Genomic DNA, 26,169 nt, shown 5'->3' with positions numbered 1-26,169 from the left:
TATCCAGGCGGCGGGCTTCGGCCCAGGGGCTCCTCTTGAGGAGCCCTTTTTATTGGGCGTGTGTCAGGCCTTTTTTGGCAACGCCGCAATCGCGTCCACCGCCTCGCGAATCAACGCCGGGCCCTTGTAGATAAAGCCGGAATACAGCTGCACCAGGCTAGCACCGGCGGCGATTTTCTCGGCCGCATGTTTGCCTTCGGTGATACCGCCAACCGCGATGATCGGCAAACGCCCTGCCAACTCGGTAGCCAGCACCTTGACGATATGCGTGCTCTTGTCACGCACCGGGGCGCCCGACAAGCCGCCCGCTTCGTCGCCATGGGCCAGGCCTTCAACACCGACACGGCTGAGGGTGGTGTTGGTGGCAATCACCGCATCCATCCCTGAATCCACCAGGGCCTGGGCGACCAGTACGGTTTCTTCATCACTCATGTCCGGGGCGATCTTGATCGCCAACGGCACGCGCTTGCCATGGCGCACGGCGAGGTCTTCCTGGCGCTGGCGCAAGGCTTCGAGCAATTGCTTGAGGGAATCACCAAACTGCAGGCTACGCAGGCCAGGGGTGTTGGGCGAGCTGACGTTCACCGTGACGTAGCTGGCGTGGGCGTAGACCTTGTCCAGGCAGATCAGGTAGTCATCCACCGCGCGCTCCACCGGCGTGTCGAAATTCTTGCCGATATTGATCCCGAGAATGCCCTTGTACTTCGCCGCTTGAACCCGCGACAGCAGGTGATCGACACCGAGGTTGTTGAAGCCCATGCGGTTGATGATCGCCTCGGCTTCCGGCAGGCGAAAAATGCGCGGCTTGGGGTTGCCCGGCTGAGGACGCGGGGTCACGGTGCCGATTTCGACGAAACCGAAACCCAACTGCGCAAAGCCGTCGATGGCCGTACCGTTCTTGTCCAGGCCGGCAGCCAGCCCGACCGGGTTGGGGAAGTCGAGCCCCATCACCGACACCGGCATTTTCGCCGGTGCCTTGCATACCAGGCCATTTAGCCCCAGGCGGCCACCGGCACCGATCAGGTCCAGGGACAGATCATGGGAGGTCTCCGGGGAGAGTTTGAACAACAACTGGCGGGCCAGGGTATACATGGGCGGGCTAGACTCGGATGGCGGCGATAAGTGGCGGCGATTATAGCCGGGCTGGCTGGCTGCGTGCGAGGCGTGCCGCCCAATCGTCAGTAGCGATGCGCGACCAACGCTTCGTAGCGGGCCCAGATCTTCTGTGCGTACTGCAGGCGTAACGCTTCACGCTGCGGACCGGGGCCCGGGCCTGCGTTGTAGGCGCCTATGGCCGTCCAGTTATAGCCGAAACGCTGAATGAACTCGGCAAGAATCGACGCCCCGACCTCTACCGACAGGCAGGGCTCACTCAACAGCCGTTCTTCGGTGATGCCCTGTTTGAGCAGGCGGGGCAAATGGATGCTGTTGATCTGCATCAGACCGATATCGCGGGTGCCATTGCGATTGTTGTAATTCATCGCGCCCGCACGATACCCCGACTCTACGGCGGCAATGGCCTGCAGCAACTCCGGTTCAAGATCGTAACGACTGGCCACCTCGTCCCAGCAATACGCCAGTGCCTGATTGCTTCCCATCAGCACCACCAGCAACAGGCCCCTGCGCCACACGTTGCGCTTTACCTGCCACAGGCCGAGCAAACATGGATGGGCTGCGACGGGGTGCGCTCAGCAGGTCGCACCGGGCACGTAAAGCGATAGCCTCTGCCATAGACCGTCTTGATAAACCCTTTGTCGGCACGCAAATGCTTACGCAATGAATAAATGCAGCGAGTCAGCGACTCCTCCGACACCTCCCCCTGGCGCCAAGCCATTTCAAGCAAACAGTCTTTGGTCATCAGCGCACCACCAGACACCAACAGCAAGCGCAGCACCTGCCACTCCTTGGGCGGCAACTGGATATCCGCGCCCTCACCGGTCAAACGTCCATCGCCATGCAGGGTCCAGTGGCCAAAGACCAGGGAAGTCGTCATCCCTCCATCATTCACGACGGCCATACACACCTCTGCATCCAACCACTGACATTAAAATCCTAATTTCCAGAACCGGCTCATACGCCGACGGCACGACTATAAAAAAGGCGCCCCCTACCCACCCTAGGAAAAAACCCATATCAGCAAGGCTTTCAGGAATAGCCTTGTAAGAAATCTCACTGGAGCTAACAACTAAGGCGATACCCACTCCTGGTAAACCTCAAGCAGCTCAACCCCCAGGCGGTCTTCCAACTGAACCAGCTCGCCCAGAGCCAACAATTGGCCATTGACCCGCACTTCCACGCAATGGATGACTTCCGGCGCCAAAGGCAGCACTTTCCCCGGTGCAAACAGCGCCAGCCGCTTGCGCGTGATCAGTTGTTCCTGCAAAAGAATTTCCAGATGCATGGCGAACGCCTACCTCATTGATCGACATCGCGAATCGACCGCACAAACGCACGTTGCACCCGTTCGTATTGCGGCTGAGTCAGCGGCGGAGGCCCGACAGCGCCACCCAAAGTCTTGAGCTCGTTGCCCAAGGCCCGGGCCTGAATCACAAACAGCCGTACCTCGGCACGCTGGCCTGGCGCAGTGGCACGCCCTTCGGCATCAACATCCCGACGAAAACCGCCTAACCACAGACGTTTACCCTGAGGCATCCGAACGACGCTGCTAACGCTCACCCGCCCGACTGCGGTCATTTTCTGACGCTGCCGCGCCTCGCCCATCTGGCGATCATCCTCAAGGCTCAACAGCATCTCGATCTCGTTCGCCTCGGCAAACCGCGGCAACACGCTGACCTGGGTGCCATAGCGCACGGGCTTCCAGGCGGTGCTCCCGCCGGGGGGCCCCGGCAAGTAGAGTGTGTGGTTATCCTGGAAGACCGCAGGAACGTTCTCCTGGGTGAGAATCACGGGCAGTGTCACCACCCGCGCCCGCCGCCGCCGCTCCAGCACGGCGATTTGCGCCATCAAGCGATTGTCCTCCAACGGCTCCAGCACCCGGGTCGCCGAGACTGATGTGTGGGTTTCCTCGGCCCAGGCCTGGTCGATTTTCTTGAGTTCGTCACGGTCCACATCCACCAGCCACAGCGAAACCTCGATCGGGCGCTTGGGCACATCCAGCTCCGCCACCAGTTGCTCGATAAAACTCACCTGGGCAGGCTTGCCCTTGATGAGCAGGCTGTTGGTATCCGGGTAGGGGATCACTGCCAGGCTCTTGTCGGCCAGCAAACCGGGCGGCCGTTGCGCAGGGGCCTGTTGTTCGCGGGAAATCACGGTCTCGATCAGCGACGCCATGCCCGGCACATTGACCTTTTCATCGCCCATGACGTACTCACGGTCCGCCACATGGGTATTGAGCACCTGCACCACGCCAAACCCCTGCTTGCCCACACGGAGCCCGGCCCGCTGGCGGTCCATCAATTGGGCAAGGTGCAGCACCTGGTCGACATAGTTCGCCGGCCCGGACACATAGAACATCCGCCCCCCGCTCTCCCGCAGGGGGTAGCGGGACTCATCGAGCCCCGAGCGACGCATGAGCTCACGCAGCCTTGAGACGCAGATATGCCGCAACGTCACAGCCGAGCTCTTCGCTTCATCTGCGGCGTAGAGGTAAAGCACCTGCCCGTCGCTGTACCAGATCAGGTGATGCAGCTCGGCCACCGCCTCCAGCACCTGCTGTGCCCGGCTGAAATCGTAGGTTCCGGAAACGCGTTGGCGGGCCGCCGCCCGGCTGACAACGACCGGCAGGCCAAGAGGCAGCGACAACGCGCTAAAAAACGTATGCAGGCTTTCGTCCCGCGCCTGGTAGGTCTCGCCCCAGGCAGACGCGCAGCCCAGCATCAACACCGCGCAAAACAGCCAGCGGCGGAGCCGGTGGGCGGCCATCGTTGTGGGAGAGTCGTACACCGTGGGGTTTCCTGGGCAGTCTGGCATAGGGAAGCGGCCATACTGAAAGCCTGCGGCGTTTCAATCTTGATGGAAAGTTGACGGCGTACCCCGCCGTTCTGCCCGTGGCATGTGCCTTGCTACGCACTCTGCATCAGAGCGCGCGCCAACGTCGGAGCGGGCTTACGGACAAAGGCGTCGTTACCCGCAATGGCCCGCACTGCCATCTGAGGGAACGACGCTTTTTTTTGAACGAAAAGGTAGGTGTTGATGAACGATTCGGACGGCAACAGCCCGATAAACGACCCGCTGGCCTGGGTCAACGGCAGTGACGCCCCGGAAAAGAGCAGCCTCGACCTGGGCTTCATGGCCTTGAGCGATTGCGCCTCGCTGGTGGTCGCGGCCACCCAGGGCTTCGCGCAACCCTACGGCTTGACGCTGAACCTCAAGCGCCAGTCGTCGTGGGCCAACCTGCGCGACAAACTGGTCAGCGGTGAACTGGATGCCGCCCACAGCCTGTATGGGCTGATCTACGCCGTACACCTGGGCATCGGCGGCGTGGCCGCCACCGACATGGCAGTGCTGATGGGGCTGAACCAGAACGGGCAGAGCATCAACCTGTCCCACGATCTGCAACAGCAAGGGGTGGTCACTCCTGAGGCGCTGGATCGCCATGTGCACCAAAGCCGAACAAAACTGACCTTCGCTCAGACGTTTCCCACAGGCACCCACGCCATGTGGCTGTATTACTGGCTGGCAAGCCAAGGCATTCATCCATTGCAGGACGTGAACAGTGTGGTGGTCCCTCCGCCACAAATGGTGGCGCATCTATTAGCCGGGCGCATTGACGGTTTTTGTGTCGGCGAACCCTGGAGCGCCAGCGCGGTGAAGCAGAACCAGGGTTTCACCCTCGCGACCACCCAGGCGATCTGGCCGGATCATCCGGAAAAAGTGCTCGGCTGCACCCAGGCGTTCGTCGACCAATACCCCAACACCGCCCGCGTGCTGGTGATGGCGATCCTGGAGGCCAGCCGCTTTATCGAGGCGAGCCACGAAAACCGCCGTTCCACCGCGCAGTTGCTCAGCGCCCGCGAGTACCTCGACGCACCGCTCGACTGCATCGAACCGCGTCTGCTCGGGGCCTACGACGATGGCCTCGGCAACCAGTGGCAAGATCCCCATGCGCTGCGCTTTTTCGCCGATGGCGAGGTGAACCTGCCCTACCTCTCCGACGGCATGTGGTTCATGACCCAGTTTCGCCGCTGGGGCCTGTTGCGCGAAGACCCGGACTACCTGGGCATTGCCCGTAAAGTGCAGCAACTGGATCTGTATCGCCAGGCGGCCGATGCCGTCGGCGTCCCCACAAACGCCCAGGACATGCGCAGCAGCCAGTTGATCGACGGCAAGATCTGGGATGGCTCCGACCCTGCCACCTACGCCCGCAGCTTCCGCCTGCATGCCCTGGCCGACCACGCCAGCCGCCACGCCCTGCGCTGACAGGAGGACCGATATGTTGCGAATCCTGTTGATCAACGACACACCGCGCAAGGTCGGGCGCCTCAAGGCAGCACTGACCGAGGCCGGGTTTGAGGTGATCGATGAGTCGGGCCTGACCATCGATTTGCCTGCGCGCGTCGAAACGGTGCGGCCGGACGTGATCCTGATCGATACCGAGTCACCCGGCCGCGATGTGATGGAGCAAGTGGTGCTGGTCAGCCGCGACCAACCGCATCCAATCGTGATGTTCACCGACGAGCACGACCCGGACGTCATGCGCCAAGCCATCAAATCCGGCGTCAGCGCCTACATTGTCGAAGGCATCCAGGCCCAACGTCTGCAGCCGATCCTCGACGTGGCCATGGCCCGTTTCGAAAGCGACCAGGCCCTGCGCGCCCAGTTGCACGCCCGCGACCAACAACTGGCCGAGCGCAAGCGCATCGAACTGGCCAAAGGCATGCTAATGAAAATGAAGAACTGCAACGAGGAAGAGGCCTACACCTTGATGCGCCGCCAGGCCATGAGCCGCCAGCAGAAACTGATCCAGGTGGCGGAGCAGATCATCGCCATGAGCGAGTTGCTTGGCTAAAAAACCATCGTGGCCGGTTGGCCCAGGACTTGCTAAGTATTCAACACAGGTAACCAACGGCGGTTGCCCCTCCACGACAAAGACGTCGCACACCCGGTTTGCCCTCGCGAACCCGGTGGCGGCGTTTTTTCGTTTTGGCCCCCGTAACACGGGGCCGGTGGGGCGGCCTTAGCGGGCTGTTCCATCACCAGGCCTTCTTACAAGACTCCCAACCGTTGAGGTGCGTGATGAAATCAAGCTTCTGGAAATCCGGGCACACCCCGACCCTGTTTGCCGCGTTCCTGTATTTTGACCTGAGTTTCATGGTCTGGTACCTGCTGGGCCCGCTCGCGGTGCAAATTGCCGCCGACCTGCACCTGACCACGCAACAACGCGGCCTGGTGGTGGCGACACCCATCCTGGCAGGCGCGGTGCTGCGCTTTCTGATGGGCATGCTGGCAGACAAACTCTCACCCAAAACCGCCGGGCTGATTGGCCAGGTGATTGTGATCGCCGCACTCTTCGGCGCCTGGAAACTCGGAATCCACAGCTACGAGCAAGCACTGCTGCTGGGGCTGTTCCTGGGGATGGCCGGTGCCTCCTTCGCAGTCGCCCTGCCATTGGCGTCCCAGTGGTATCCCGCTGAGCACCAGGGCAAAGCCATGGGCATCGCCGGCGCCGGCAACTCCGGCACGGTGTTCGCCGCCCTGCTGGCACCGGTACTCGCGGCGGCGTTCGGCTGGAGCAACGTGTTCGGTTTCGCCCTGATTCCGTTGATCCTGACGCTGATCGTCTTCGCCTGGCTCGCGCGCAATGCCCCCGAGCGCCCGAAGGCCAAATCCATGGCCGACTACTTCAAGGCCCTGGGCGATCGCGACAGCTGGTGGTTCATGTTTTTCTATAGCGTGACCTTTGGTGGTTTTATCGGCCTGGCCAGCGCCCTGCCCGGCTACTTCAACGACCAATACGGCCTGAGCCCCGTGACCGCCGGCTACTACACCGCCGCCTGTGTGTTCGGCGGTAGCCTGATGCGTCCACTCGGCGGCGCCCTGGCTGATCGCTTCGGCGGGATTCGCACGTTGCTGGGCATGTACAGCGTGGCGGCGATTTGCATAGCAGCGGTGGGTTTCAACCTGCCCAGTTCCTACGCGGCCCTGGCCCTGTTCGTCTGCACCATGCTCGGTCTCGGCGCCGGTAATGGCGCAGTGTTCCAGTTAGTGCCCCAGCGCTTCCGCCGTGAGATCGGCGTAATGACCGGGCTGATCGGCATGGCCGGCGGTATCGGTGGCTTCGCCCTGGCGGCGGGCATGGGCGCGATCAAACAAAGCACCGGCAGCTATCAGTTGGCCCTGTGGTTGTTCGCCAGCCTCGGCGTACTGGCCTGGTTCGGCCTGCACGGCGTCAAGCGCCGCTGGAGAACCACCTGGGGTTCGGCCGCCGTGACCGCCGCGCGCGTCTGATGAGCCTGCAACTGAGCGTCGCCCAGGCCAGCGCCATCGGCCCGCGCGCCGAGAACCAGGACGCCCTGCGCGTGGTCACGCCCCTGGCGGAACTGGCCGCGAGCAAGGGTTACCTGTGTGCCATCGCCGATGGTGTCAGCCAATGCGCCGACGGTGGCCTGGCCGCACGCTCGACCTTGCAGGCGCTGGCCCTGGACTATTACGCCACGCCGCAAACCTGGAGCGTGGCCCAAGCGCTCGAACGCCTATTGCTGGCGCAGAATCGCTGGCTGCAGGCCAATGGCGGCGGCCAGCCGTTGCTGACCACCCTCAGTGCACTGGTGTTTCGCGGGCAACGTTTCACCCTGGCCCACGTCGGCGATTGCCGGGCGTATCGCTGGCTGGACGGCGAGTTACAGCGCATCAGCGAAGATCATGTGTGGGAACAGCCGGGCATGCAGCATGTGCTCAAGCGCGCCCTCGGCCTGGATCAACACCTGGTGCTGGATTTTCTCGACGGCCAATTGCGCGAGGGCGAATGCTTCCTGCTGCTCAGCGATGGTGTGTGGGCAACCTTGGGTGATCACAGCATCAGTGCGATCCTGCGCGAGCAGACCGACCTCGATCTGGCGGTACACACGCTGATCACAGCCGCACACCTGGCCGGTAGCCAGGACAACGCCAGCGCCCTGCTTGTACGCATCGATAAACTCGGCGCCGCGACCCTGGGCGACGCACTGGTGCAGTTGCAGCAATGGCCGCTGCCCCCAGCGCTGAAAGCCGGGCAACAGTTCGAAGGCTGGCAGGTGGAAAGCGTACTGGCGCAGAGCCGACAGTCATTGCTGTATCGGGTACGCGATGCCCAACAGCAACCCTGGCTGCTGAAAACCCTGCCCCTCAGCCGTGACGATGACAACGACGCCGGTCAGGCCTTGCTGTCGGAGGAATGGTTTCTGCGGCGGGTGGCCGGGCGCGCGTTTCCTGAAGTCCACGCGGCCAGCGCGCGTCAGCATTTGTACTACGTGATGCGTGAATATCCGGGGCAAACCCTGGCGCAACTGTTCGAGCAACAAGGCCCATTACCCCTGGCGCAATGGCAATCCGTGGCCGAACGCTTGCTGCGGGCGGTGGGCCTGTTGCATCGCCGGCAAATACTGCACCGTGACATCAAACCGGAGAACCTGCTGCTGGGTGAGGATGGTGAATTACGCGTGCTGGATTTCGGCCTGGCCTACTGCCCGGGTCTCTCGGAGGACCGGGCTCATGTGCTGCCCGGCACGCCGAGCTTTATCGCGCCCGAGGCGTTCCATGGTGAGCGTCCTACGGCCCAACAAGATTTATACAGCGTAGGCGTCTGCCTGTATTACCTGCTGACCGGGCATTACCCCTACGGTGAAATTGAAGCTTTCCAACGGCCCAGGTTCACCCAGCCGGTCAGCGCCAGCCGCTACCGTCCCGACCTGCCGGACTGGCTACCGCTCAGCCTCGACCGTGCGGTGGCTGCTCAACCGTCACAACGCTATGAAACCGCCGAAGAATGGCTGCTGGTCCTCGAGCAGGCAGACCGACGCGAACTGAGTGTCCGCCCTCGTCCTTTGCTGGAGCGGGAACCCTTGAAGGTCTGGCGCACCTTGGGGTTGCTCTCGATGCTGATCAATCTGGCGCTCCTCTATTTACTCTTTCACCGCTGACGTCATCTCTAGACGAGGGAAACCACATGAACGCAAAAGTCTGGCTGGTAGGCGCGGGCCCCGGCGACCCGGAGCTGCTGACCCTCAAGGCTGTACGGGCAATGAACACAGCCGATGTGGTGCTGATCGATGACCTGGTCAACCCGGCAGTCCTGGAACATTGCGCCGCAGCGCGGGTGATCACAGTCGGTAAACGCGGGGGCTGCCGCTCTACCCCGCAAGACTTTATCCACCGCCTGATGCTGCGTTATGCCCGCCAGGGAAAGTGCGTGGTAAGGCTCAAGGGCGGTGACCCATGCATTTTCGGGCGTGGTGGCGAAGAGGCTGCGTGGCTGCGCGAACGCGGCGTCGAAGTCGAGTTGGTCAACGGGATTACAGCCGGGCTGGCGGGCGCGACGAACTGCGCAATTCCGCTGACCTTGCGCGGTGTCAGTCGCGGCGTGACCCTCGTCACAGCCCACACCCAGGACGACAGCAGCCTCAATTGGCGCGCGCTGGCGGAAGGCGGGACGACGCTGGTGATCTATATGGGCGTAGCGAAGCTCGAAGAACTTCGACAGCAATTACTGGAAGGCGGGATGGCCGCAGATATGCCGGTGGCAATGATCGAAAATGCCTCGTTGCCGCAGCAGCGGGAGTGCCGTAGCAATTTGTCGCGGATGCAGGACGATGCACTGGCGTTCGCCTTGAAGAGCCCGGCGATCCTAGTGATCGGCAGCGTCGCCGCCATCTCGCAGGCCACCCACGTCGCAGTGGCAGCCAGTGCCTGAGGCAAATCCAGGGCGAAAAAAAACCCGGCCGGAGCCGGGTTTTTTTCTACTACTCAGTAATTACTGAGCAGCTTGAGCTTCAACCGCAGCTTCTACGCGACGGTTAACAGCACGACCAGCTTCAGTTGCGTTGTCAGCAACTGGGCGGGATTCGCCGTAACCTACCGAAGTAACGCGGTTGGCTGCTACGCCGTCTTTAACCAGGACTTGCTTAACAGCGTCAGCACGACGCTGGGACAGCTTCTGGTTGTAAGCGTCTGGACCTACGGAGTCAGTGTGACCAGCCACTTCTACGTGGGTAGCTGGGTACTGCTTCATGAAGTCGGCCAGGTTTTTCACGTCGCCGTAGCTGTTAGGCTTAACAACGGCCTTGTCGAAGTCGAACTTAACGTCCAGCTCAACACGAACAACGCTAGCAACTGGAGCTTCTGGCTCTGCTGCAACTGGCTCTGGAGCTGGTGCTGGAGCAGGAGCTGGAGCAGCCTTGCCGCCGCTACCGCCGAAGTTCACACCCAGACCAACCAGGGCCTGGTAGTCCCACTTACCGTTGTCCAGCTTGTAGTCAGCTTCAACGCCGCCACGAGCGTACAGGTTGTCAGTGATGTACCACTTAACGCCTGCACCAGTAGTCAGGAAAGTCGACTGGTCACGACCGGTATGGCCGTCAGCAGCTACGTTGGTCTGGCTGCCGTGAGCAACGCCGCCTTCAACGTATGGACGGATCGCGTCGCCAACGGTACCGAAGTGGTATTGGCTCTTCAGACCGAACTGATCGCCACGGATCTTCTGATTGCCAGTACCGTCGTTCGAGCGGGTGTAATCCAGCTTGCCGTAGGTAAGGTTCACCGAAACGTCGTCGGTCAGGAAGTAACCGATCGAAGCGCCTGGAGTGCGACCGTCTTCGACGTGATCAACACTGTCGTTGAACTTCTTCGCATAGAACAGCTCGCCTTCAACTGCGCCTTGGCCTTGTGCCAGTGCGCCGAAAGAAGTAGCGGCAATAAGAGAACCAATGGCCAAGCCCAAGGTGTTTTTCAGTTTCATCCGTTAAATCCCCATCTGGTGATTGTAAAGCAGTCCCTCAAACCGGGGGACAACTCGGCGACAAGTCTAACAGAACTTGCCTACACGTAAGAGATATTTGCCACGCACTAAGTTTCAGTCTCGCCCGCAAATTTCTCACGTAATTTATCAAGAGCACGTTTGTAACGCATTTTTGTAGCACTCAAACCCATATGCATGATGTCAGCAATTTCCTGAAATTCCAGCTCTGCGACAAAACGTAGCACCAGAATTTCTCGGTCAATCGGATTCACATGCACCAACCAGCGATCAAGCCCGCCCTTATCCTCGGGTGCCGGCGCCTTTTCTTCAGACGCCTCCTCAAGGGGGTCCAGACTCAAAGCATCCATCAAGCGACGCTTTCGCCGTTCCTTCCGATACTGCGTGATGCACTCGTTGTACGTGATGCTGTACAGCCAGGTCTTGAACTTCGATTTGCCCTCGAAGTTCTTCAGGCCATACAACACCTTGAGCATCACTTCCTGACAGACATCATCCGCATCTCTATCGTTCCCTAAATACCTTGAACAAACGTTGAACAGAGTGCGTTGATACCTGCGCATTAACTCTTCATACGCGCGTGTCACGTGAAACAGCTCCGTGTGCGAGCGCGCGACCAACTCCTCATCAGAGAGCTCACGGGGGTCATAGCGCGTGGACAGCGTTTGGGCTTTATTCAAAACAAGTCGTGCCGACAGTCAGGTCAATGTCCGCCACAGCCCGGTCACCCAGGTTCGCGGCGGCGTACATTAGCAGGGTTTACCGGGTTAGCGGCTACTGACCTGCTGCTCCAGGAGAATCCGATTGGACAGCGACACCAGGTCGCCGTCATCGGTCAGCACGGTTGTCTTGACCGTACCGATCTCCTCGATTTGCCCTTCGACCTCGCCCACACGCACGTGCTGCCCTACCTGATACAACTCACGCACATAGATTCCCGCAAGAATCTGACCGGCAATTTCACGACTTCCCAGGCCCATGGCCAGCGCAACTGCCAGACCAACGGTAATCAAAACAATCACAATCACATGGTTGAGCAGGTCAGTCTTGACCTCCAACTGGCTGATCGCGACGGAAATGCTAATGATGATCACCAGCCCCTGGGCAATTCGCCCCAGGCCTGCCGCGTAGTCCAGCCCGACGCCTTCAGCAGCCCCGCGTACCAGCCCGTTGGCCAGTTGTGCGAGTAAAACGCCGACGAGAAGTACCAGCGCGCCGCCGAATACCTTCGGCAAATACAGTGCCAGCATGTCGAGCGTAGCTGAAACTCGCTCAAGGCCAAGGGATTGAGCCGCAGAAACCAGAAAAATCAGCAAAACGAACCAATAAACGATCTTGCCGATCAGGGTCGAGATCGGCACTTGCAGCCCTGCACGGCCCAGCAGCTTGGTCAGGCCGGTGCCTGCCATCAAACGGTCCAGGCCGAGTTTGGCGAGCAGCTTGGACAGCAGGGTGTCGAGCAGCTTGGCCACGACAAAACCCAGCAATACCAGGACCAGCGCCCCAAACAGGTTGGGAATGAAATTCGCCACCTTGGTCCATAATGCGGTCATCGCGGTGACCAGGCTCTGGGTCCAGAGATCAAGTTCCATATTCAATCAGCCTTATCAGCAGTGCGAGCAAGAGGTTTACGACGGGAAACCGGCGAGACGTGGGCCGAACCATTGTTCAGCGCCATCATCAATGCTGGCAACCAACGACCGAGCAGACCGAACAGATCCCCCGCCCCAACCTGACGGTTGGCGGTTTTCAACACGCGGCCCAGGCAGGCATCGTCATCACGGTTGGATGGCGACGCATTGAGCATGTCACGCAAAGACTGTTCGAACGGATCGTGCATAAAGACCTCTCGCAAGTGATTTAAAAGACGAGGGTTAAATTCCCGAGGTCACATCGGACCCTTCCTACGTTCAGGTCATATTCAGCTCAAACCCAGCGCAATCGTCGAAATAGCCACCATTGTCCGAGCGCCACCGAGATCATCAGCAAGCAGGCAATCACAAATCCGTAAGGGTTGCCAGAGAACGGTATGCCCCCCACATTGATGCCCAGCAAGCCGGTCAAAAAACTCATCGGCAGGAAGATCCCGGTGATGATCCCAAAGCGGTACATTGTACGGTTCATGCGCACGCTCAAGCGCCGATCTTCGGCCTCCAGCACAAGCCCCACGCGCTCCCGGGTCAATTCGAGTTCTTCCAGGTAGCGGGTCAGGCTGTTGTTCAATTCGTTCCAATAGTCAGCATCGTCATCACAGAACCACGGCAATTTGATCCGCGTCAGTTGGGCAAAAATATCCCGCTGCGGCGACAGGAATCGCTTGAGTCCGGCTGCTCGCCGACGGATCTGCAAAATGCTGCCATGCTCCGGGGTATACCGTTCGTCGGTATCGAGTTTTTCTTCCTCTACGTCGACGATTTCAGACAGGTCGGACACCAGATCCTGGACTTTGTGAGTCAGGTACTGCGCCATATAAAGGATGAGTTCAGACGCAGTTTTTGGCCCCTTGCCATCCGCCAACTGCACCAGCAGTTCATCGGTGGCGCGCAGCGGGCGCAAGCGCAGGGAAATCACCCGGCTGGCCGCGGCGAAGATACGCACCGAAACCATGTCTTCCGGCTCTGCGCCCGGATTGAGGTTGACCCCGCGCAGGAACAGCAGGAGTTCAGCGTCCGGTAACGGCAACAGGCGCGGGCGGGTGTTCTCCTCCAGCAGCAGGTCACAGGCGAATTCACTCAAGCCGCTGGCCTTGCGCAGCCAGGTCTGGGTTTGCGGGTGGCTGCGATCCCAATGCAGCCACAGGCTTTCCTGGGGCTGCAGTTGCAATTGGTCAAGCTCAGTCCGGGCAATCGAACGCGCACCGCCTTTACCATCCAGCACCAGGGCATGCACCAGGCCCCACTGCGCGTTGTCTTCCTCGAACATCCTCACCCCTGTCGGTTATTGCGGTTTATTCAGGCATTTTCAGCGGGCTGGGCGACACGATCACGCCATTATTGTCGGCGTAGATATATTCGCCCGGGCGGAATGTCACGCCGGCAAAGGTCACTGCCACGTTCAAGTCGCCAATGCCGCGCTTGTCGGTCTTCATCGGGTGGCTGGCCAAGGCCTGCACGCCGAGATCGGTCTGGGCGACGACGTCGACATCCCGGATGCAACCGTAGATCACCAGCCCTTCCCAACCGTTTTTCGCGGCTTTCTCGGCGATCATGTCGCCCAGCAGCGCACGACGCAGGGAGCCACCACCGTCGACCACCAGCACCTTGCCGGCGCCCGGCTGGTCGGCCTGCTCCTTGACCAGGGAGTTATCCTCGAAACATTTGATGGTGACGATCTCGCCACCAAAGGAATCGCGGCCGCCGAAGTTGCTGAACATCGGCTCGGCCACCTGAACCAGTTCCGGGTAGGCGTCGCAAAGATCGGGAGTGACGTAGTGGTTCATTGAAAAATTTCCTTTCTGTCAAAGACGTGTCTTTCGAAAGAGGCGCCAGCCGAGGCAGCGGCAAAACATCCCATCCGTTTCGCCGCTACGCAATAGCCACTGCGCGACTGAATATGACCAGAAGCGTTTAACGCGTCATATCTTAGCCGCAACCACAGACGAGCGAAACGCCCTTGGCAGAGCGCTGCGTCAAACTACGACCAATGCCTCAGCCGGAGCACCAAACAACGGTGTGAGCGGATCATTCAGCCATTGCTCCACCAGCGGCCAGACTTCGGCCTGGGCCGCTTTGCTGACCAACATCTCCACGTGCCCAAAATCCCCAGTAAAACCTTGTTGGCGTCCCAGGCACAGGTATTGGCGATGCTCTGAGCCGACTTGTTCGAACAGCTTGCGGCAAGCCCAGTCCGGGTCCTGCTGGTCGCCGGCGGCACTGACGGCCAGCAGCGGCACGTTGACTTCCGCGAGGCCTTTCCACCAATCACGGCCAGCCTCGCCAAACCGTCCGAACAGGCCGTGCCAGCGCATGGTCTCGATCATCACGCCCACCGGCTCGTCCTCGGGGCCCCGCTTGAGCCGCGGGCCGGACAACTGGCCAAACCGCTTCAGGAGCAAGCGAGCGCCCCACTCCACCGGTGGAATTTTCAACGGCCAGAAGGAGCGACTGACCTGGCTGCCGAACAGCGCCACTGAAGCCACTGCCGGCGCACCAAGGTACTGGCCACCCAAGGCAGCAGCCAGGGTGGTGCCGCCCAGGGAGTGCCCGATCCAGTGGGGAATCTGCGCGCTTTGCTCGCGCACAAACGCGCCGATAGCCGGCAAATCGTAGCGCGCGTAGTCGACGACCCGATTCCGGGCGTAGTCCTGGTTGCGCTTGGACAGGCCATGGCCGCGCATTTCCGGTACCCACACATCAAACCCCTGGCGTGCCAGGTAGGCGCCCAGGCCGATACCCTTGGGTGAGTACCAGAAGCGCCGATTGGAAAAGCTGCCATGTAATAAAATCACGGGGATGCCCCGGCTTTCCGGGGCATCGGCCAGGCCCAAACGCGTCACGGCCAGCTCGACGGTGCCGTCGGGACTGTTGCCGGGTTTGAGCCGGTATACATCTTCACTCAGGTCGCCACGACGTTCAGCGCTGATCAGGGCGACGGGAAACAGGTTGCTGCTGCTTTGCATAATGCTCTTGCACAAAAAAGGGCGGCGTCCGGAAGGAGTTCCGCCCTGTACAGATAAGAAATGCCGGCCAACCTGACGATTGACCGGCACTTTTGACGCGTCGACCTTAGGCGGACGCTTGGCCTTCCGCCAGGAAGAACCAGGTTTCCAGCACCGAATCGGGGTTCAGCGAGACGCTTTCGATGCCCTGCTCCATCAGCCATTTGGCTAGGTCAGGGTGATCGGAAGGGCCTTGGCCGCAAATGCCGATGTACTTCCCAGCCTTGTTACAGGCCTGGATGGCGTTGGCCAGCAGCTTCTTAACCGCCGGGTTACGCTCGTCGAACAAGTGCGCGATGATCCCCGAGTCGCGGTCCAGGCCCAGGGTCAGCTGGGTCAGGTCGTTGGAGCCGATGGAGAAACCGTCGAAGAACTCCAGGAACTCTTCGGCCAGAATGGCGTTGGATGGCAGCTCGCACATCATGATCACGCGCAGGCCGTTTTCACCACGGGACAAGCCGTTTTCGGCCAGCAGGTCCACCACTTGGCTCGCTTCGCCCAGGGTACGCACGAACGGCACCATGATCTCGACGTTGGTCAGGCCCATCTCTTTGCGCACGCGCTTGAGGGCGCGGCACTCGAGTTCGAAGCAGTCACGGAACGCTTCGCTGATGTAACGCGAGGCGCCACGGAAGCCCAGCATCGGGTTTTCTTCTTCCGGCTCGTAGAGCTTGCCGCCGATCAGGTTGGCGTATTCGTTGGACTTGAAGTCCGACAGCCGCACGATGACCTTTTTCGGGTAGAACGCTGCAGCCAGGGTGCTGATGCCTTCCACCAGCTTCTCGACATAGAAGCCCACCGGGTCGTTGTAGCCGGCGATGCGCTTGTCGACGCTGTCCTTGATTTCCGGCGGCAGGCCGTCGTAGTTCAACAGGGCCTTGGGGTGGACGCCGATCATGCGGTTGATGATGAATTCCAGGCGAGCCAGACCCACACCGGCATTCGGCAATTGCGCGAAGTCGAAGGCACGGTCCGGGTTGCCGACGTTCATCATGATCTTGAACGGCAGGTCAGGCATCGCATCGATGGAGTTTTGCTTGATGTCGAAGCCCAGCTCGCCTTCGAAGATGAAGCCGGTGTCGCCTTCGGCGCAGGATACGGTCACGCCCTGGCCATCCTTGAGCAGTTGGGTGGCATTGCCACAACCGACTACCGCAGGAATCCCCAGTTCACGGGCAATGATCGCCGCGTGGCAGGTACGCCCGCCACGGTTGGTGACGATGGCGCTGGCGCGCTTCATCACGGGTTCCCAGTCCGGGTCGGTCATGTCGGAGACCAGTACGTCCCCTGGCTGCACCTTATCCATCTCGGACACGTCCTTGATGATCCGCACCTTGCCGGCGCCGATGCGCTGACCGATGGCGCGGCCTTCCACCAGCACAGTGCCGGTTTCCTTGAGCAGGTAGCGTTCCATGACGTTGGCCGAAGTGCGGCTCTTCACGGTTTCCGGGCGGGCCTGCACGATGTACAGCTTGCCGTCGTCACCGTCCTTGGCCCACTCGATGTCCATCGGGCACTTGTAGTGCTTCTCGATGATCATCGCTTGCTTGGCCAACTCGCTGACTTCGGCGTCGCTCAGGCAGAAACGCGCGCGTTCGGCCTTGTCCACATCAACGGTTTTCACCGAGCGACCGGCCTTGGCCTCGTCGCCGTAGATCATCTTGATGGCCTTGCTACCCAGGTTACGGCGCAGGATGGCCGGACGGCCAGCCTCAAGGGTGTGCTTATGCACGTAGAATTCGTCCGGGTTCACCGCACCTTGTACGACGGTTTCACCCAGGCCGTAGGCGCCAGTGATGAACACGACGTCACGAAAGCCCGATTCGGTATCCAGGGTGAACATCACACCGGCGGTGCCGGTTTCCGAACGCACCATGCGCTGCACGCCAGCAGACAGGGCCACCAGCTTGTGGTCGAACCCTTGGTGTACGCGGTAGGAAATCGCGCGGTCGTTGAACAGAGAAGCGAACACTTCCTTGGCTGCGCGGATCACGTTTTCCACGCCGCGGATGTTGAGGAAGGTCTCCTGCTGGCCCGCAAAGGAGGCGTCGGGCAAGTCTTCGGCGGTAGCCGAGGAGCGCACAGCGACTGCCATGTCCGGATTGCCGGCCGACAGCGTGGCAAATGCGGTACGGATTTCTTCGTTGAGTTTCTCGGGAAACTCGGCGTCCATGATCCACTCACGGATCTGGGCGCCGGTCTTGGCCAGGGCGTTGACGTCATCGACGTCCAGAGCGTCCAGCGCGGCGTGGATCTGAGCGTTGAGGCCGCTCTGTTCGAGAAAATCACGGTAAGCCTGGGCAGTGGTGGCAAAACCACCTGGCACCGAGACACCAGCGCCTGCAAGATTACTGATCATCTCGCCGAGGGATGCGTTCTTGCCCCCTACGTGCTCCACATCATGGACGCCGAGCTTATCGAGGGAAACTACGTACTCTACCAAGGTGATCTCTCCACTTTCTGTATTGGAAAAGCTCAGGACGCCGGCGGCTCAGTAGGAGCATTCGCCAGCGCTTGTGGCCTGGACCTGGAAAATAAGTGAGAATGCGGCCCAATGTGGGACGGCAAAGTCGCGCCTATCATATCCAAGATTCGCCATCAGCTTAAGGCCCAGGGCTCAAATGAAACGATCTGCTTTCTTTATTTCCGACGGCACCGGCATCACAGCCGAAACTCTGGGTCAAAGCCTGCTCGCGCAGTTTGAAAACGTTACCTTCGCCAAATTCACGCGGCCTTATATCGACAACGCGGATAAAGCGCGGGCTATGGTACAACAAATCAATCTGGCAGCAGAAAAAGACGGCTTTCGTCCGATCATTTTCGACACCATCGTCAATCAAGACATTCGTGAGATCCTCGCAACCTCCAATGGTTTCATGATCGACATTTTCTCGAGCTTCCTGGCGCCGCTGGAACAAGAGTTGAGTGAGCACTCCTCCTATTCCGTCGGAAAGTCCCATTCCATTGGGCATAACTCCAACTATATGGAACGTATCGAGGCGGTGAACTTCGCCCTCGACAACGATGATGGGGCCCGCACCCACTACTACGACAAAGCCGATATAATCCTGGTCGGCGTGTCGCGCTGCGGCAAGACCCCTACCTGTCTATACATGGCTATGCAATTCGGCATCCGCGCGGCCAACTATCCGCTGACCGAAGACGACATGGAGCACCTGACACTGCCGACGGCCCTGCGCGCGCATGCACATAAGCTGTTCGGCCTGACCATCGACCCGGATCGCCTGACAGCCATCCGCAACGAGCGCAAGCCCAATAGCCGCTACTCCAGCTATGCCCAGTGCGAATTCGAAGTGCGCGAAGTGGAAAATCTGTTCCGTCGCGAGAACATTGCGCACATCAATTCCACGCATTTCTCAGTGGAAGAGATCTCGGCGAAAATTCTGGTGGAAAAGGGCGTAGAACGCAGATTCAAGTAAAAACAGCCACAAGCTGCAAGTAAAAGCCCGTCAGCTCTTTGCTTGTGGCTTGTGACATGTGGCTCAAAGCTGAAACCGCCCGCCACCCTGCCCCAGTGCAGTGGCCAGCGCATCAAAGCCCGCCCGCAACAACTGATCATCGCCCGACGTATTGCAAATACTCGCCCGAATAAACTGCGGCACCGCTGTCTGCCCCACGGCAAAGGCCTCGGCGGTGGCGATCAGGTAATTATTCTGCTTGAGTTCCGCCTCGATTTCCGACGCACGCCAAGGCTCCGGGACTTCAATCCAGAAGTGCGGGCTATTGAGGTGCGTGCGGTATTCCAGGCCGACCAACAGGCCCTGCACCAAGGCTTTGCGCCGACTGATCTCGTTGATTTGCTGGCGCAGCAGGTATTCCGCCGTGCCGTTCTCGATCCACTGGGTGGCGAGTTCCAGAGTCACCGGCGTGGCCATCCAACAGGTCGAACGTAGCGCCGCCGAAATACGACTGACCAATGCCGGCGGCGCATGCACATAGCCAACACGCAGCCCCGCCGACACGGCTTTGCTCAAGCTGCTGATCAAAATCGTACGCTCGGGCGCGAAATAGCTGAGGGGCGGCGGTCGGTCTTCCACCAGCACACCGTGGGCTTCATCTTCAAGAATCAGCAGGTTGTGTTCGCGACACACTTTGACCAGCGCCTCGCGGCGTGCGACCGATAACACCGCTGTGGTCGGGTTCTGGATAGTGGGCGTGCAGTACAAGGCCGAAACCCGGTGATTGCGACAGACTTCATCCAGAGCCCCGGGCAACACACCCTCTTCATCCATTTCCAGGCCGATCAGCCGCACACCGAGCATGCGCGCGGCAGTGATCAGCCCGGGATAAGTCAGTTGCTCGGTGACCACCGTATCGCCTGCGCGCAGCAGCGCCATCATCGCGCAGAGCAACCCATGCTGGCCGCCGTTGACGCAAATGACCTGCTCTGGGATGGGATGAAAATCGCGCTGCACCAGCCACTGCGCGCCCGCTTCGCGGTAACGCGGCAGGCCAGCGTCCGGCGTATAGGCACTGATGTCCTGGAGAAACTTGGCGTTGGTCGACAGGGTTTGGAAGCTCTGCGCCAGGAACACCGTCTCCTGCCCCGGAATATGCATGTTGCGGCTCATGTCGAAGTACTGGCGCGGCTCCTCGCTGAAGTTGCGAAAACCTTCATCCCGTTGACGCTCCATCCCACGCTTGCGCACGAACGTGCCGTCACCGACCCGCGCCACCACCAACCCCAGACGTTCCAGCTCGCCGTAGGCCCGGCTGATGGTGCCGATGGTCACCCCCAAATTGTCGGAAAGCACCCTATGGGGCGGTAGTTTTCGTCCCGGTTCAATCAAGCCTTCGAGGATGCCCCGTTCCATAACATCGGATAGGCGCTTGTACTTAACGCCCTGCCCGTTGGACAACCCCTCACGCATAATTGACACCATGTCAATATTTGTTTTGACAGCCATCTTTCGCCCTAATAGTGTGCTTTTACGGGTTCAATCGCCGAAAAAAATAACTTATTACAAGTTCAATATAGAGTTCAATTCCGGCTCAGGGAAGTAATAAACGATGCCAATGTCCGCCGTTCTCGAAAACGCCGCAAAAACAAAAACTCAAAAACAGTGGTTGGCCGGCCTGGTGACCAGCGTGATGTTTCTCATCGTGTGCCTGAGTTGGGGCACCACCTGGCTGGGTATCAAAATTGCCGTGGAGAGCGTGCCACCGCTGACCTCCGCCGGCCTGCGCTTTCTGATCGCGTTCCCGCTGTTCCTGTGTTTCGCCATGGTGCGCCGCGAGCCGATCCTGTTCCCCCGGGAAAGCCGTTGGTTCTTCGTGTTCGTAACCCTGTCCTACTTCAGCGTGCCCTATTACCTGCTCAACTACGGCGAGATGCATGTCTCGTCCGGCCTCACTGCCCTGCTGTTCAGTTGCATGCCGGTGTTCATCCTGATTTTCTCAGCGCTGTTCCTGCGCGAGCGCATCTACTTTTCCCAGGTGGTCGGCATCGGTATCGGCTTCGGCAGCCTTTACATGATCATCAAGAGCCAGGGCCTGCACCTGGACCACGCCGAGTTCTTCGGGGTACTGGCGATTCTGAGCGCTGCAATCATGCATGCCTTGTGCTACGTCATTACCAAGCAAAAAGGCAGCGCCATCAGCGTGATCACTTACAACACACTGCCCATCGGAATCGCCGGGCTGATGCTGTTCGTCGCCGGCCTGTGGTTTGAAACGCCGACCTTCGAAGCCATCACCCTGCGCTCGTGGGGCGCCTTGTTCTACCTGGGCCTGGTGGCGTCGGTGGGTGGTTTCATCGTGTATTTCATGCTGCTTAAGCGCCTCAGCCCGATCATCCTCTCGTTCGTGTTCATCATCTTTCCGGTGTTCGCCGTGATCATCGGCGCCTGGTATGAAGGCGTGGCGATTTCCCGCGACCTCATGCTGTACTCGGCCATCCTGCTGGCCGGTTTTGCGATCACCAAGTTGCCCATCGAAAAACTCATGGCCAAGAAAAATTGACCCTCCCGGCCCTCACACAGCAACGCGAGAGAAACATGGACGTCCTCCGCCCAGAAGCCCTGGAACAGATCTACGCCCACGCCAGCCGCAGCTACCCCGAAGAATGCTGTGGCTTCGTCTTCGCCGACGGCAGCGTGTACCTGGGCAGCAATATCCAGAACGAGCTGCACCGCAAGAACCCCGAGATGTACCCGCGCAGCGCGGCCAACGGCTACACCTTTTCAGTGGCCGACACGCTGCTGCTGAACAAAGCATTTCGCAGCGACAACCCGGTGGTGGTGATCTACCACTCCCACCCCGACGTCGGCGCCTATTTCAGCGACGAAGACCAGGACAAGGCGCTGTTCATGGGCGAGCCGATCTACCCCGTCAGCTACCTGGTGGTGGACGTTCGCCAGGGCCGGGCCCTGGGCTCAAAGCTGTTTGCCTGGGATAGCAAGCATTTCGCCCTTCAACCGCTCAACGACCTGCACACGGAGTTGTCCATGAACGCTGTCTCTTTCCCCGACATTCTGGTTCGCGTGGCCAAGCTGCCGGAATCGACCCTTGAGGGCACCGGATCGACATTGCGCGAAGTCATTGAAAACCTCTGCAGTAGCCACCCGCAATTGCGTGCGCACCTGTTTCACGAAAAGAACAACCAGCTCAAGGAACACTTCCTGTTTACCGCCGAAGAAGCGTTGATCAACGCAGACGACCAGCTACCGGAAAAGGCCAGGATCGAAGTGCTGCTCGCCACCTCCGGCGGCATCGACGTCGACAGCCTGAGCAATGAAGAAGTCCAGCGTTACGTGCGCCATATCACCCTGCCCGGCGTCGGTCGCGAAGGTCAGTTGAAGCTGAAAAAAGCCAAGGTGCTGATCATCGGCACCGGTGGCCTGGGCTCGCCCATCAGCCTGTACCTGGCGGCGGCCGGCATCGGCACCCTGGGGCTGGTGGATTTCGATGTAGTCGAGAGCAGCAACCTGCAACGCCAGATCGTCCACGGCAACAGCACCTTGGGCATGTCCAAGGTCGCGTCCGCCAAGCAACGCTTGCAAGACCTCAACAGCCACATCCAGATCAACGCCCACGACACCGCGCTGACCGCCGACAACGCTCTGGAACTGGTCGGCGCCTACGACCTGATAATCGACGGCACCGATAATTTCGATACGCGCTACTTGGTCAACGACGCCTGCGTGCAGTTGGGTAAACCCCTGGTGTATGGCGCCATCTACCGTTTCGACGGACAGATCAGCGTGCTCAACTACAAGGGCGGGCCTTGCTACCGCTGCCTGTTTCCCCAGGCGCCCCCAGCGGAGCTGGCGCCTAATTGCAGCGCGGGCGGGGTGATCGGCGTGCTGCCGGGGGTGGTCGGGATGATCCAGGCCACCGAGGCGATCAAATTGCTGATCGGCATCGGCGAACCCTTGTCCGGTCGCCTGATGCGCTTCGATGCGCTGGCGATGAAATTCAGCGAGATCCGTTTCAAGCGACGCGCCGACTGCCCTTGCTGCTCGGAACTGCGCCATAGCGAAACCCTGGCGCCCGCAGTCTGCGCCGACGCCATACCGAGCAAACCCAGCCTGGCCGAAGAGCGCTACATCAAGCCTCAGGTACTCAAGCAACTGCTCGAACGCCACAGCAGCGCCGACGTGCTGCTGGATGTGCGCGACGCGAGCGAGCTGGAGGTCTGCAAATTGCCGGGCGTGGTGCATATCCCCCTCGCCGAACTGGACGGCCAGCTCGACAACCTCAGTCGAGACAACACCCACTACCTGATCTGTTACGCCGGAACCCGCGCCGAGCAAGCGGCCAGCACCCTGCTGGCAGCCGGCTTCGCCAACACCAAAGTTCTGCAAGGCGGCATGAAACACTGGGTTCGCGACGTCGAACCCGACATGCCTTTGTACTGATCACGGCCCTGGGTAACGACCTGATGTTGCATAACTCAATTCTCGACGCCATCGGTCACACACCGATCGTGCGCCTGGCGCAGTTTTCCGAAGACCTTGGCATCGAGGTCTACGCCAAACTGGAATCCCTCAACCCCGGTGGCAGCCATAAGGCACGCATCGCCTTGGGCATGATCCTCGACGCCGAGCGCCGCGGCGTGCTGATGCGCGACGCCGGGCAAACCATTATCGAACCCAGCGGCGGCAACACCGGCATTGGCCTGGTGATGGCCGGCAACGTGCTCGGCTACAAAGTGGTGCTGGTGATCCCCGATAACTACAGCCCCGAAAAGCAGAAACTGCTGCGCCTGTACGGCGCCAAGGTGGTGCTGTCGGACAGCCGCCTCGGCAACAATTCCCATGGCGAAAAGTGCATGGAGTTGCAGCTGGAAAACCCTAGCTACGTGATGCTCAACCAGCAACGCAACGGTGCCAACCCACAGACCCACCGCGACACCACCGCGCCGGAAATCCTGCGCGCCTTCGGTGAGCAGCGTGTGGATTACTTCGTCAGCGGCATCGGCACCGGCGGCCATATCACCGGCATCGGCGAGACCCTCAAAGCCGCCTGGCCGACCCTGCGCGTGATGGGTGTGGAGCCGGAGGAATGCGACCTGCTGAAAAACCAGCACGCACCGCACCATATCCAGGGCCTGTCGATCGGCTTGATCCCGAGCATCCTCAACCTGGACGTGCTGGACGGCATGCTCAAGGTGTCGCGTGAGGAATGCCTCGACATGATGAAACGGATCATGCGCACCGACGCCATCAGCCTGGGCCTGTCCTCGGCCGCCAATATGGTGGCCATCGCCAAGCTCGCCCCCGAGTTACCGCCCGAAACGGTGGTGTTGACCATGGTCTACGACAATGCCGACAGCTACCTGCCCAGTTTCGAATAACCGGTTATCCAACCATCCAGAATGCGGGGGTGCCTCCATGGGCGGCTTTATCGACATGCAACATCTGCACGATGAATTGCTTACCCACCTCATCAAAACCCTCACGCCCACGCAAATGAAGCAACTGGAGCCGCACTTGGCGCCGCTGGTCCAGAACGCCGCCCAGGCAGTAGCCGAGGACCTGATTGCCTACGCCTACCGCGACCCGGCGTCGCGCGGGCGTGGCGAGTTGATCCTGGAGTCCTATGCCTCGTTCAAGGCGGTGCTGTTCTATCGCCTCGCGCACCAGGTGTGGCATTTCCCCGACCAGTCCAACGGGATGTTTTCGCGCATCGCCCTCAAGCTCAGCAACCAGGGCAAGATCCTCTCCGGCGCCGAAATTCACCCGGCAGCGCGCATCGGTCGACGCTTTGTGCTCGACCACGGCTACGGCACAGTGATCGGCGAAACCTGCGAGATCGGCAACGACTGCTACATCCTCTGCGGCGTAACCCTCGGTGCCCGTGGCATCGCCAACAACCCCGACGGCAAGCGCCACCCGCGCCTGGGCAACAACGTCGAAATCGGCTCCGGCGCCCGCGTGTTGGGCTACGTGCAGATCGGCGACAACGTGTTTATCAGCCCAGCGTGCGTGATCACCCAGGACGTGCCGGCGGGAACCAAGGTCAAGGTGGTCAACCAGATCCAATTGCAAAAGAACGACGAATCGGAGCACAGCAGCTACCTCGGCGCCTTCGCCCTTGATGAGCGCCTGCACGTGGTCGGCGAGATCAGCACCAGCCACAAGGTCACGGTGCTGGACGCGGACTTTCACCCGTTGCAGGGGCTGATGCTGGAACCCACGGTGAAAGAACGCCATCACCTGCAATTTCGCCTGCGCCGCATCGAAATGGCCGACCGCCTGCCACGCCTGCCGCTGAACCTGAAAGTCTGCGGGCCGGAATTTGAAATCACCCTGCTTTCCCCCCCTGGCTTGAGCGCAATGGTGCGTCACCTGCTGCAAGCCAGCCCATTGATTGTCGGAGGTTGAACATGTCTGTGCACACCATGGAAACCCTGGCGCTGTTTGACAGCGCGCCCTACCAGAATGCCTTCAGCGCCCGGGTGATTGCCGTCAGCGAATACGGCATCGCCCTGGAGCACACGCTGTTCTACCCCACCGGCGGCGGGCAACCCGGTGACACCGGCCACTTCACCCTGGCCGACGGCACGCGCGTCGACATCGTCGGCACGGTGCGCGACCCGGTGCAGCGCTCGATCATATGGCACCAGGTGGAACACTGTCCCGAGCAGTTGAGCGCTGGGGTGCAAGTGGACGCCAGCCTCGATTGGGACCGGCGTTACCAGCACATGAAAATGCACACTTGCCTGCACTTGCTGTGCTCGATCATCGACGCCCCGGTCACCGGCTGCAGTATCAGCGCCGACAAGGGACGACTGGATTTCGATCTGCCGGAAATGACCCTGGACAAGGACAGCATCACCCGCGACCTCAACGCGCTGATCGAACAGGCCCATCAGGTGCAAACCCTGGCGATGCCCGCGTCAGAGTACGCAACCCTACTGCAGATCACCCGCACCCAGGCGGTGGCTCCGCCAGTGATCCAAAGCTCAGTGCGAGTGATTGAAATTGCCGGGGTCGATATCCAGCCTTGCGGCGGCACCCATGTGATCAACACTGAAGAAATCGGTCGGGTGTTTTGCGAGAAGATCGAGAAGAAGAGCAAGCATAACCGTCGGGTTATTTTGCGCTTTGAATGAATGTCCAGCGGAACAGGGTCGATG

Annotated in this window: 25 protein-coding genes; 11 read left to right on the top strand and 14 right to left on the bottom strand. The window is 60.3% G+C overall.

All coding sequences use genetic code 11. From position 1 onward, the window contains the following. Positions 1-63: 63 nt before the first annotated feature. The 5 genes from ACP7CJ_RS16425 to sctC form a co-directional block, all read right to left on the bottom strand. Positions 64-1,092, bottom strand: coding sequence for a quinone-dependent dihydroorotate dehydrogenase (locus ACP7CJ_RS16425; protein WP_276194326.1), 1,029 nt, complete (start codon positions 1,090-1,092; stop codon positions 64-66). Positions 1,093-1,178: 86 nt separating this feature from the next. After that, positions 1,179-1,598: a transglycosylase SLT domain-containing protein gene (locus ACP7CJ_RS16420; RefSeq protein WP_247400075.1), complete on the bottom strand. Its 420-nt coding sequence runs from the start codon at positions 1,596-1,598 to the stop codon at positions 1,179-1,181. 41 nt (positions 1,599-1,639) lie between these two features. Next, a complete protein-coding gene (locus ACP7CJ_RS16415) occupies positions 1,640-2,017 on the bottom strand; it encodes a winged helix-turn-helix domain-containing protein (RefSeq protein ID WP_276194327.1) in 378 nt (125 codons plus the stop codon). A 168-nt stretch (positions 2,018-2,185) separates the two neighbouring features. Beyond that, positions 2,186-2,401 (bottom strand): FliM/FliN family flagellar motor switch protein, encoded by a 216-nt coding sequence (locus ACP7CJ_RS16410; RefSeq protein ID WP_017845218.1) that lies wholly within the window; start codon positions 2,399-2,401, stop codon positions 2,186-2,188. A gap of 14 nt (positions 2,402-2,415) precedes the next feature. Then, positions 2,416-3,882, bottom strand: coding sequence for a type III secretion system outer membrane ring subunit SctC (gene sctC / locus ACP7CJ_RS16405; protein WP_276197979.1), 1,467 nt, complete (start codon positions 3,880-3,882; stop codon positions 2,416-2,418). A 270-nt stretch (positions 3,883-4,152) separates the two neighbouring features. Between sctC and ACP7CJ_RS16400 the strand changes: the two genes are divergently transcribed. The 5 genes from ACP7CJ_RS16400 (at position 4,153) to cobA (ending at position 9,847) form a co-directional block, all read left to right on the top strand. Beyond that, positions 4,153-5,379 carry a CmpA/NrtA family ABC transporter substrate-binding protein gene (locus tag ACP7CJ_RS16400; RefSeq protein ID WP_276194328.1) on the top strand — a complete coding sequence of 409 codons (1,227 nt, stop codon included), beginning with the start codon at positions 4,153-4,155 and terminating at the stop codon, positions 5,377-5,379. Between the two features lie 13 nt (positions 5,380-5,392). Next, positions 5,393-5,968, top strand: a complete 576-nt coding sequence (locus tag ACP7CJ_RS16395) for an ANTAR domain-containing response regulator (RefSeq protein ID WP_276194329.1) — start codon at positions 5,393-5,395, stop codon at positions 5,966-5,968. A gap of 227 nt (positions 5,969-6,195) precedes the next feature. After that, positions 6,196-7,407, top strand: coding sequence for a nitrate/nitrite transporter (locus ACP7CJ_RS16390; protein ID WP_276194330.1), 1,212 nt, complete (start codon positions 6,196-6,198; stop codon positions 7,405-7,407). Further along, positions 7,407-9,077 (top strand): protein kinase domain-containing protein, encoded by a 1,671-nt coding sequence (locus tag ACP7CJ_RS16385; RefSeq protein WP_426100087.1) that lies wholly within the window; start codon positions 7,407-7,409, stop codon positions 9,075-9,077. Before ACP7CJ_RS16390 ends, ACP7CJ_RS16385 begins: the two co-directional genes overlap by 1 nt. Positions 9,078-9,103: 26 nt before the next feature. Next, a complete protein-coding gene (cobA, locus tag ACP7CJ_RS16380; protein ID WP_276194332.1) occupies positions 9,104-9,847 on the top strand; it encodes a uroporphyrinogen-III C-methyltransferase in 744 nt (247 codons plus the stop codon). 60 nt (positions 9,848-9,907) lie between these two features. Here the strand turns inward: cobA and ACP7CJ_RS16375 are convergent, their stop codons facing one another. The 8 genes from ACP7CJ_RS16375 to ppsA all read right to left on the bottom strand — a co-directional run bounded on the left by ACP7CJ_RS16375 (position 9,908) and on the right by ppsA (position 18,009). After that, positions 9,908-10,891 (bottom strand): OmpA family protein, encoded by a 984-nt coding sequence (locus tag ACP7CJ_RS16375; RefSeq protein WP_276194333.1) that lies wholly within the window; start codon positions 10,889-10,891, stop codon positions 9,908-9,910. A gap of 107 nt (positions 10,892-10,998) precedes the next feature. Continuing rightward, on the bottom strand, positions 10,999-11,589 hold the full coding sequence (gene sigX, locus ACP7CJ_RS16370) for an RNA polymerase sigma factor SigX (protein WP_276194334.1): 591 nt from the start codon (positions 11,587-11,589) through the stop codon (positions 10,999-11,001). A gap of 87 nt (positions 11,590-11,676) precedes the next feature. Next, the gene (locus tag ACP7CJ_RS16365; protein ID WP_017845209.1) at positions 11,677-12,501 is read right to left on the bottom strand and encodes a mechanosensitive ion channel family protein; all 825 of its coding nucleotides are present in this window, start codon (positions 12,499-12,501) and stop codon (positions 11,677-11,679) included. A gap of 2 nt (positions 12,502-12,503) precedes the next feature. Then, positions 12,504-12,749 (bottom strand): hypothetical protein, encoded by a 246-nt coding sequence (locus tag ACP7CJ_RS16360; protein ID WP_005790375.1) that lies wholly within the window; start codon positions 12,747-12,749, stop codon positions 12,504-12,506. 86 nt (positions 12,750-12,835) lie between these two features. Next, positions 12,836-13,831: a zinc transporter ZntB gene (locus ACP7CJ_RS16355; protein ID WP_276194335.1), complete on the bottom strand. Its 996-nt coding sequence runs from the start codon at positions 13,829-13,831 to the stop codon at positions 12,836-12,838. 25 nt (positions 13,832-13,856) lie between these two features. Then, on the bottom strand, positions 13,857-14,348 hold the full coding sequence (gene rraA, locus ACP7CJ_RS16350) for a ribonuclease E activity regulator RraA (protein WP_017845207.1): 492 nt from the start codon (positions 14,346-14,348) through the stop codon (positions 13,857-13,859). 189 nt (positions 14,349-14,537) lie between these two features. Continuing rightward, a complete protein-coding gene (locus ACP7CJ_RS16345; RefSeq protein WP_276194336.1) occupies positions 14,538-15,527 on the bottom strand; it encodes an alpha/beta fold hydrolase in 990 nt (329 codons plus the stop codon). A gap of 106 nt (positions 15,528-15,633) precedes the next feature. Beyond that, positions 15,634-18,009, bottom strand: coding sequence for a phosphoenolpyruvate synthase (ppsA, locus tag ACP7CJ_RS16340; protein WP_426100088.1), 2,376 nt, complete (start codon positions 18,007-18,009; stop codon positions 15,634-15,636). 178 nt (positions 18,010-18,187) lie between these two features. Between ppsA and ppsR the strand changes: the two genes are divergently transcribed. Further along, positions 18,188-19,006: a posphoenolpyruvate synthetase regulatory kinase/phosphorylase PpsR gene (ppsR, locus tag ACP7CJ_RS16335; RefSeq protein ID WP_276194339.1), complete on the top strand. Its 819-nt coding sequence runs from the start codon at positions 18,188-18,190 to the stop codon at positions 19,004-19,006. A 63-nt stretch (positions 19,007-19,069) separates the two neighbouring features. On the opposite strand, the gene ACP7CJ_RS16330 is transcribed toward ppsR, so the two are convergent. Then, positions 19,070-20,494 carry a PLP-dependent aminotransferase family protein gene (locus ACP7CJ_RS16330; protein ID WP_276194340.1) on the bottom strand — a complete coding sequence of 475 codons (1,425 nt, stop codon included), beginning with the start codon at positions 20,492-20,494 and terminating at the stop codon, positions 19,070-19,072. A 160-nt stretch (positions 20,495-20,654) separates the two neighbouring features. On the opposite strand from ACP7CJ_RS16330, the gene ACP7CJ_RS16325 reads away from it, so the two are divergent. The 5 genes from ACP7CJ_RS16325 to ACP7CJ_RS16305 are packed head-to-tail and all read left to right on the top strand — an operon-like array spanning position 20,655 to position 26,145. Then, positions 20,655-21,548: a DMT family transporter gene (locus tag ACP7CJ_RS16325; protein ID WP_276197980.1), complete on the top strand. Its 894-nt coding sequence runs from the start codon at positions 20,655-20,657 to the stop codon at positions 21,546-21,548. Between the two features lie 35 nt (positions 21,549-21,583). Continuing rightward, complete coding sequence (gene moeB / locus ACP7CJ_RS16320) at positions 21,584-23,446, top strand: molybdopterin-synthase adenylyltransferase MoeB (RefSeq protein WP_426100089.1); 1,863 nt, start codon at positions 21,584-21,586, stop codon at positions 23,444-23,446. 23 nt (positions 23,447-23,469) lie between these two features. After that, on the top strand, positions 23,470-24,384 hold the full coding sequence (locus ACP7CJ_RS16315; RefSeq protein ID WP_276194342.1) for a PLP-dependent cysteine synthase family protein: 915 nt from the start codon (positions 23,470-23,472) through the stop codon (positions 24,382-24,384). 37 nt (positions 24,385-24,421) lie between these two features. Continuing rightward, on the top strand, positions 24,422-25,414 hold the full coding sequence (locus ACP7CJ_RS16310) for a serine O-acetyltransferase (protein ID WP_426100090.1): 993 nt from the start codon (positions 24,422-24,424) through the stop codon (positions 25,412-25,414). A gap of 2 nt (positions 25,415-25,416) precedes the next feature. Beyond that, positions 25,417-26,145, top strand: coding sequence for an alanyl-tRNA editing protein (locus ACP7CJ_RS16305; RefSeq protein ID WP_276194344.1), 729 nt, complete (start codon positions 25,417-25,419; stop codon positions 26,143-26,145). Positions 26,146-26,169: the final 24 nt, after the last annotated feature.

The organism is Pseudomonas sp. PSPC3-2 (genome assembly GCF_049897085.1).
Taxonomy (GTDB): Bacteria; Pseudomonadota; Gammaproteobacteria; order Pseudomonadales; family Pseudomonadaceae; genus Aquipseudomonas; species Aquipseudomonas paraveronii.
The sequence above is the reverse complement of the archived record's forward strand: the minus strand, read 5'-3'. Positions and strand labels throughout refer to the sequence as shown.

Bases quoted from the DNA above. Each gene is read 5' to 3' on its own strand.
- ACP7CJ_RS16425 (WP_276194326.1), bottom strand. From the start codon at position 1,092: ATGTATACCCTGGCCCGCCAGTTGTTGTTCAAACTCTCCCCGGAGACC.
- ACP7CJ_RS16420 (WP_247400075.1), bottom strand. From the start codon at position 1,598: ATGGGAAGCAATCAGGCACTGGCGTATTGCTGGGACGAGGTGGCCAGT.
- ACP7CJ_RS16415 (WP_276194327.1), bottom strand. From the start codon at position 2,017: ATGGCCGTCGTGAATGATGGAGGGATGACGACTTCCCTGGTCTTTGGC.
- ACP7CJ_RS16410 (WP_017845218.1), bottom strand. From the start codon at position 2,401: ATGCATCTGGAAATTCTTTTGCAGGAACAACTGATCACGCGCAAGCGG.
- sctC (WP_276197979.1), bottom strand. From the start codon at position 3,882: ATGGCCGCCCACCGGCTCCGCCGCTGGCTGTTTTGCGCGGTGTTGATG.
- ACP7CJ_RS16400 (WP_276194328.1), top strand. From the start codon at position 4,153: ATGAACGATTCGGACGGCAACAGCCCGATAAACGACCCGCTGGCCTGG.
- ACP7CJ_RS16395 (WP_276194329.1), top strand. From the start codon at position 5,393: ATGTTGCGAATCCTGTTGATCAACGACACACCGCGCAAGGTCGGGCGC.
- ACP7CJ_RS16390 (WP_276194330.1), top strand. From the start codon at position 6,196: ATGAAATCAAGCTTCTGGAAATCCGGGCACACCCCGACCCTGTTTGCC.
- ACP7CJ_RS16385 (WP_426100087.1), top strand. From the start codon at position 7,407: ATGAGCCTGCAACTGAGCGTCGCCCAGGCCAGCGCCATCGGCCCGCGC.
- cobA (WP_276194332.1), top strand. From the start codon at position 9,104: ATGAACGCAAAAGTCTGGCTGGTAGGCGCGGGCCCCGGCGACCCGGAG.
- ACP7CJ_RS16375 (WP_276194333.1), bottom strand. From the start codon at position 10,891: ATGAAACTGAAAAACACCTTGGGCTTGGCCATTGGTTCTCTTATTGCC.
- ACP7CJ_RS16365 (WP_017845209.1), bottom strand. From the start codon at position 12,501: ATGGAACTTGATCTCTGGACCCAGAGCCTGGTCACCGCGATGACCGCA.
- ACP7CJ_RS16360 (WP_005790375.1), bottom strand. From the start codon at position 12,749: ATGCACGATCCGTTCGAACAGTCTTTGCGTGACATGCTCAATGCGTCG.
- ACP7CJ_RS16355 (WP_276194335.1), bottom strand. From the start codon at position 13,831: ATGTTCGAGGAAGACAACGCGCAGTGGGGCCTGGTGCATGCCCTGGTG.
- rraA (WP_017845207.1), bottom strand. From the start codon at position 14,348: ATGAACCACTACGTCACTCCCGATCTTTGCGACGCCTACCCGGAACTG.
- ACP7CJ_RS16345 (WP_276194336.1), bottom strand. From the start codon at position 15,527: ATGCAAAGCAGCAGCAACCTGTTTCCCGTCGCCCTGATCAGCGCTGAA.
- ppsR (WP_276194339.1), top strand. From the start codon at position 18,188: ATGAAACGATCTGCTTTCTTTATTTCCGACGGCACCGGCATCACAGCC.
- ACP7CJ_RS16330 (WP_276194340.1), bottom strand. From the start codon at position 20,494: ATGGCTGTCAAAACAAATATTGACATGGTGTCAATTATGCGTGAGGGG.
- moeB (WP_426100089.1), top strand. From the start codon at position 21,584: ATGGACGTCCTCCGCCCAGAAGCCCTGGAACAGATCTACGCCCACGCC.
- ACP7CJ_RS16315 (WP_276194342.1), top strand. From the start codon at position 23,470: ATGTTGCATAACTCAATTCTCGACGCCATCGGTCACACACCGATCGTG.
- ACP7CJ_RS16310 (WP_426100090.1), top strand. From the start codon at position 24,422: ATGGGCGGCTTTATCGACATGCAACATCTGCACGATGAATTGCTTACC.
- ACP7CJ_RS16305 (WP_276194344.1), top strand. From the start codon at position 25,417: ATGTCTGTGCACACCATGGAAACCCTGGCGCTGTTTGACAGCGCGCCC.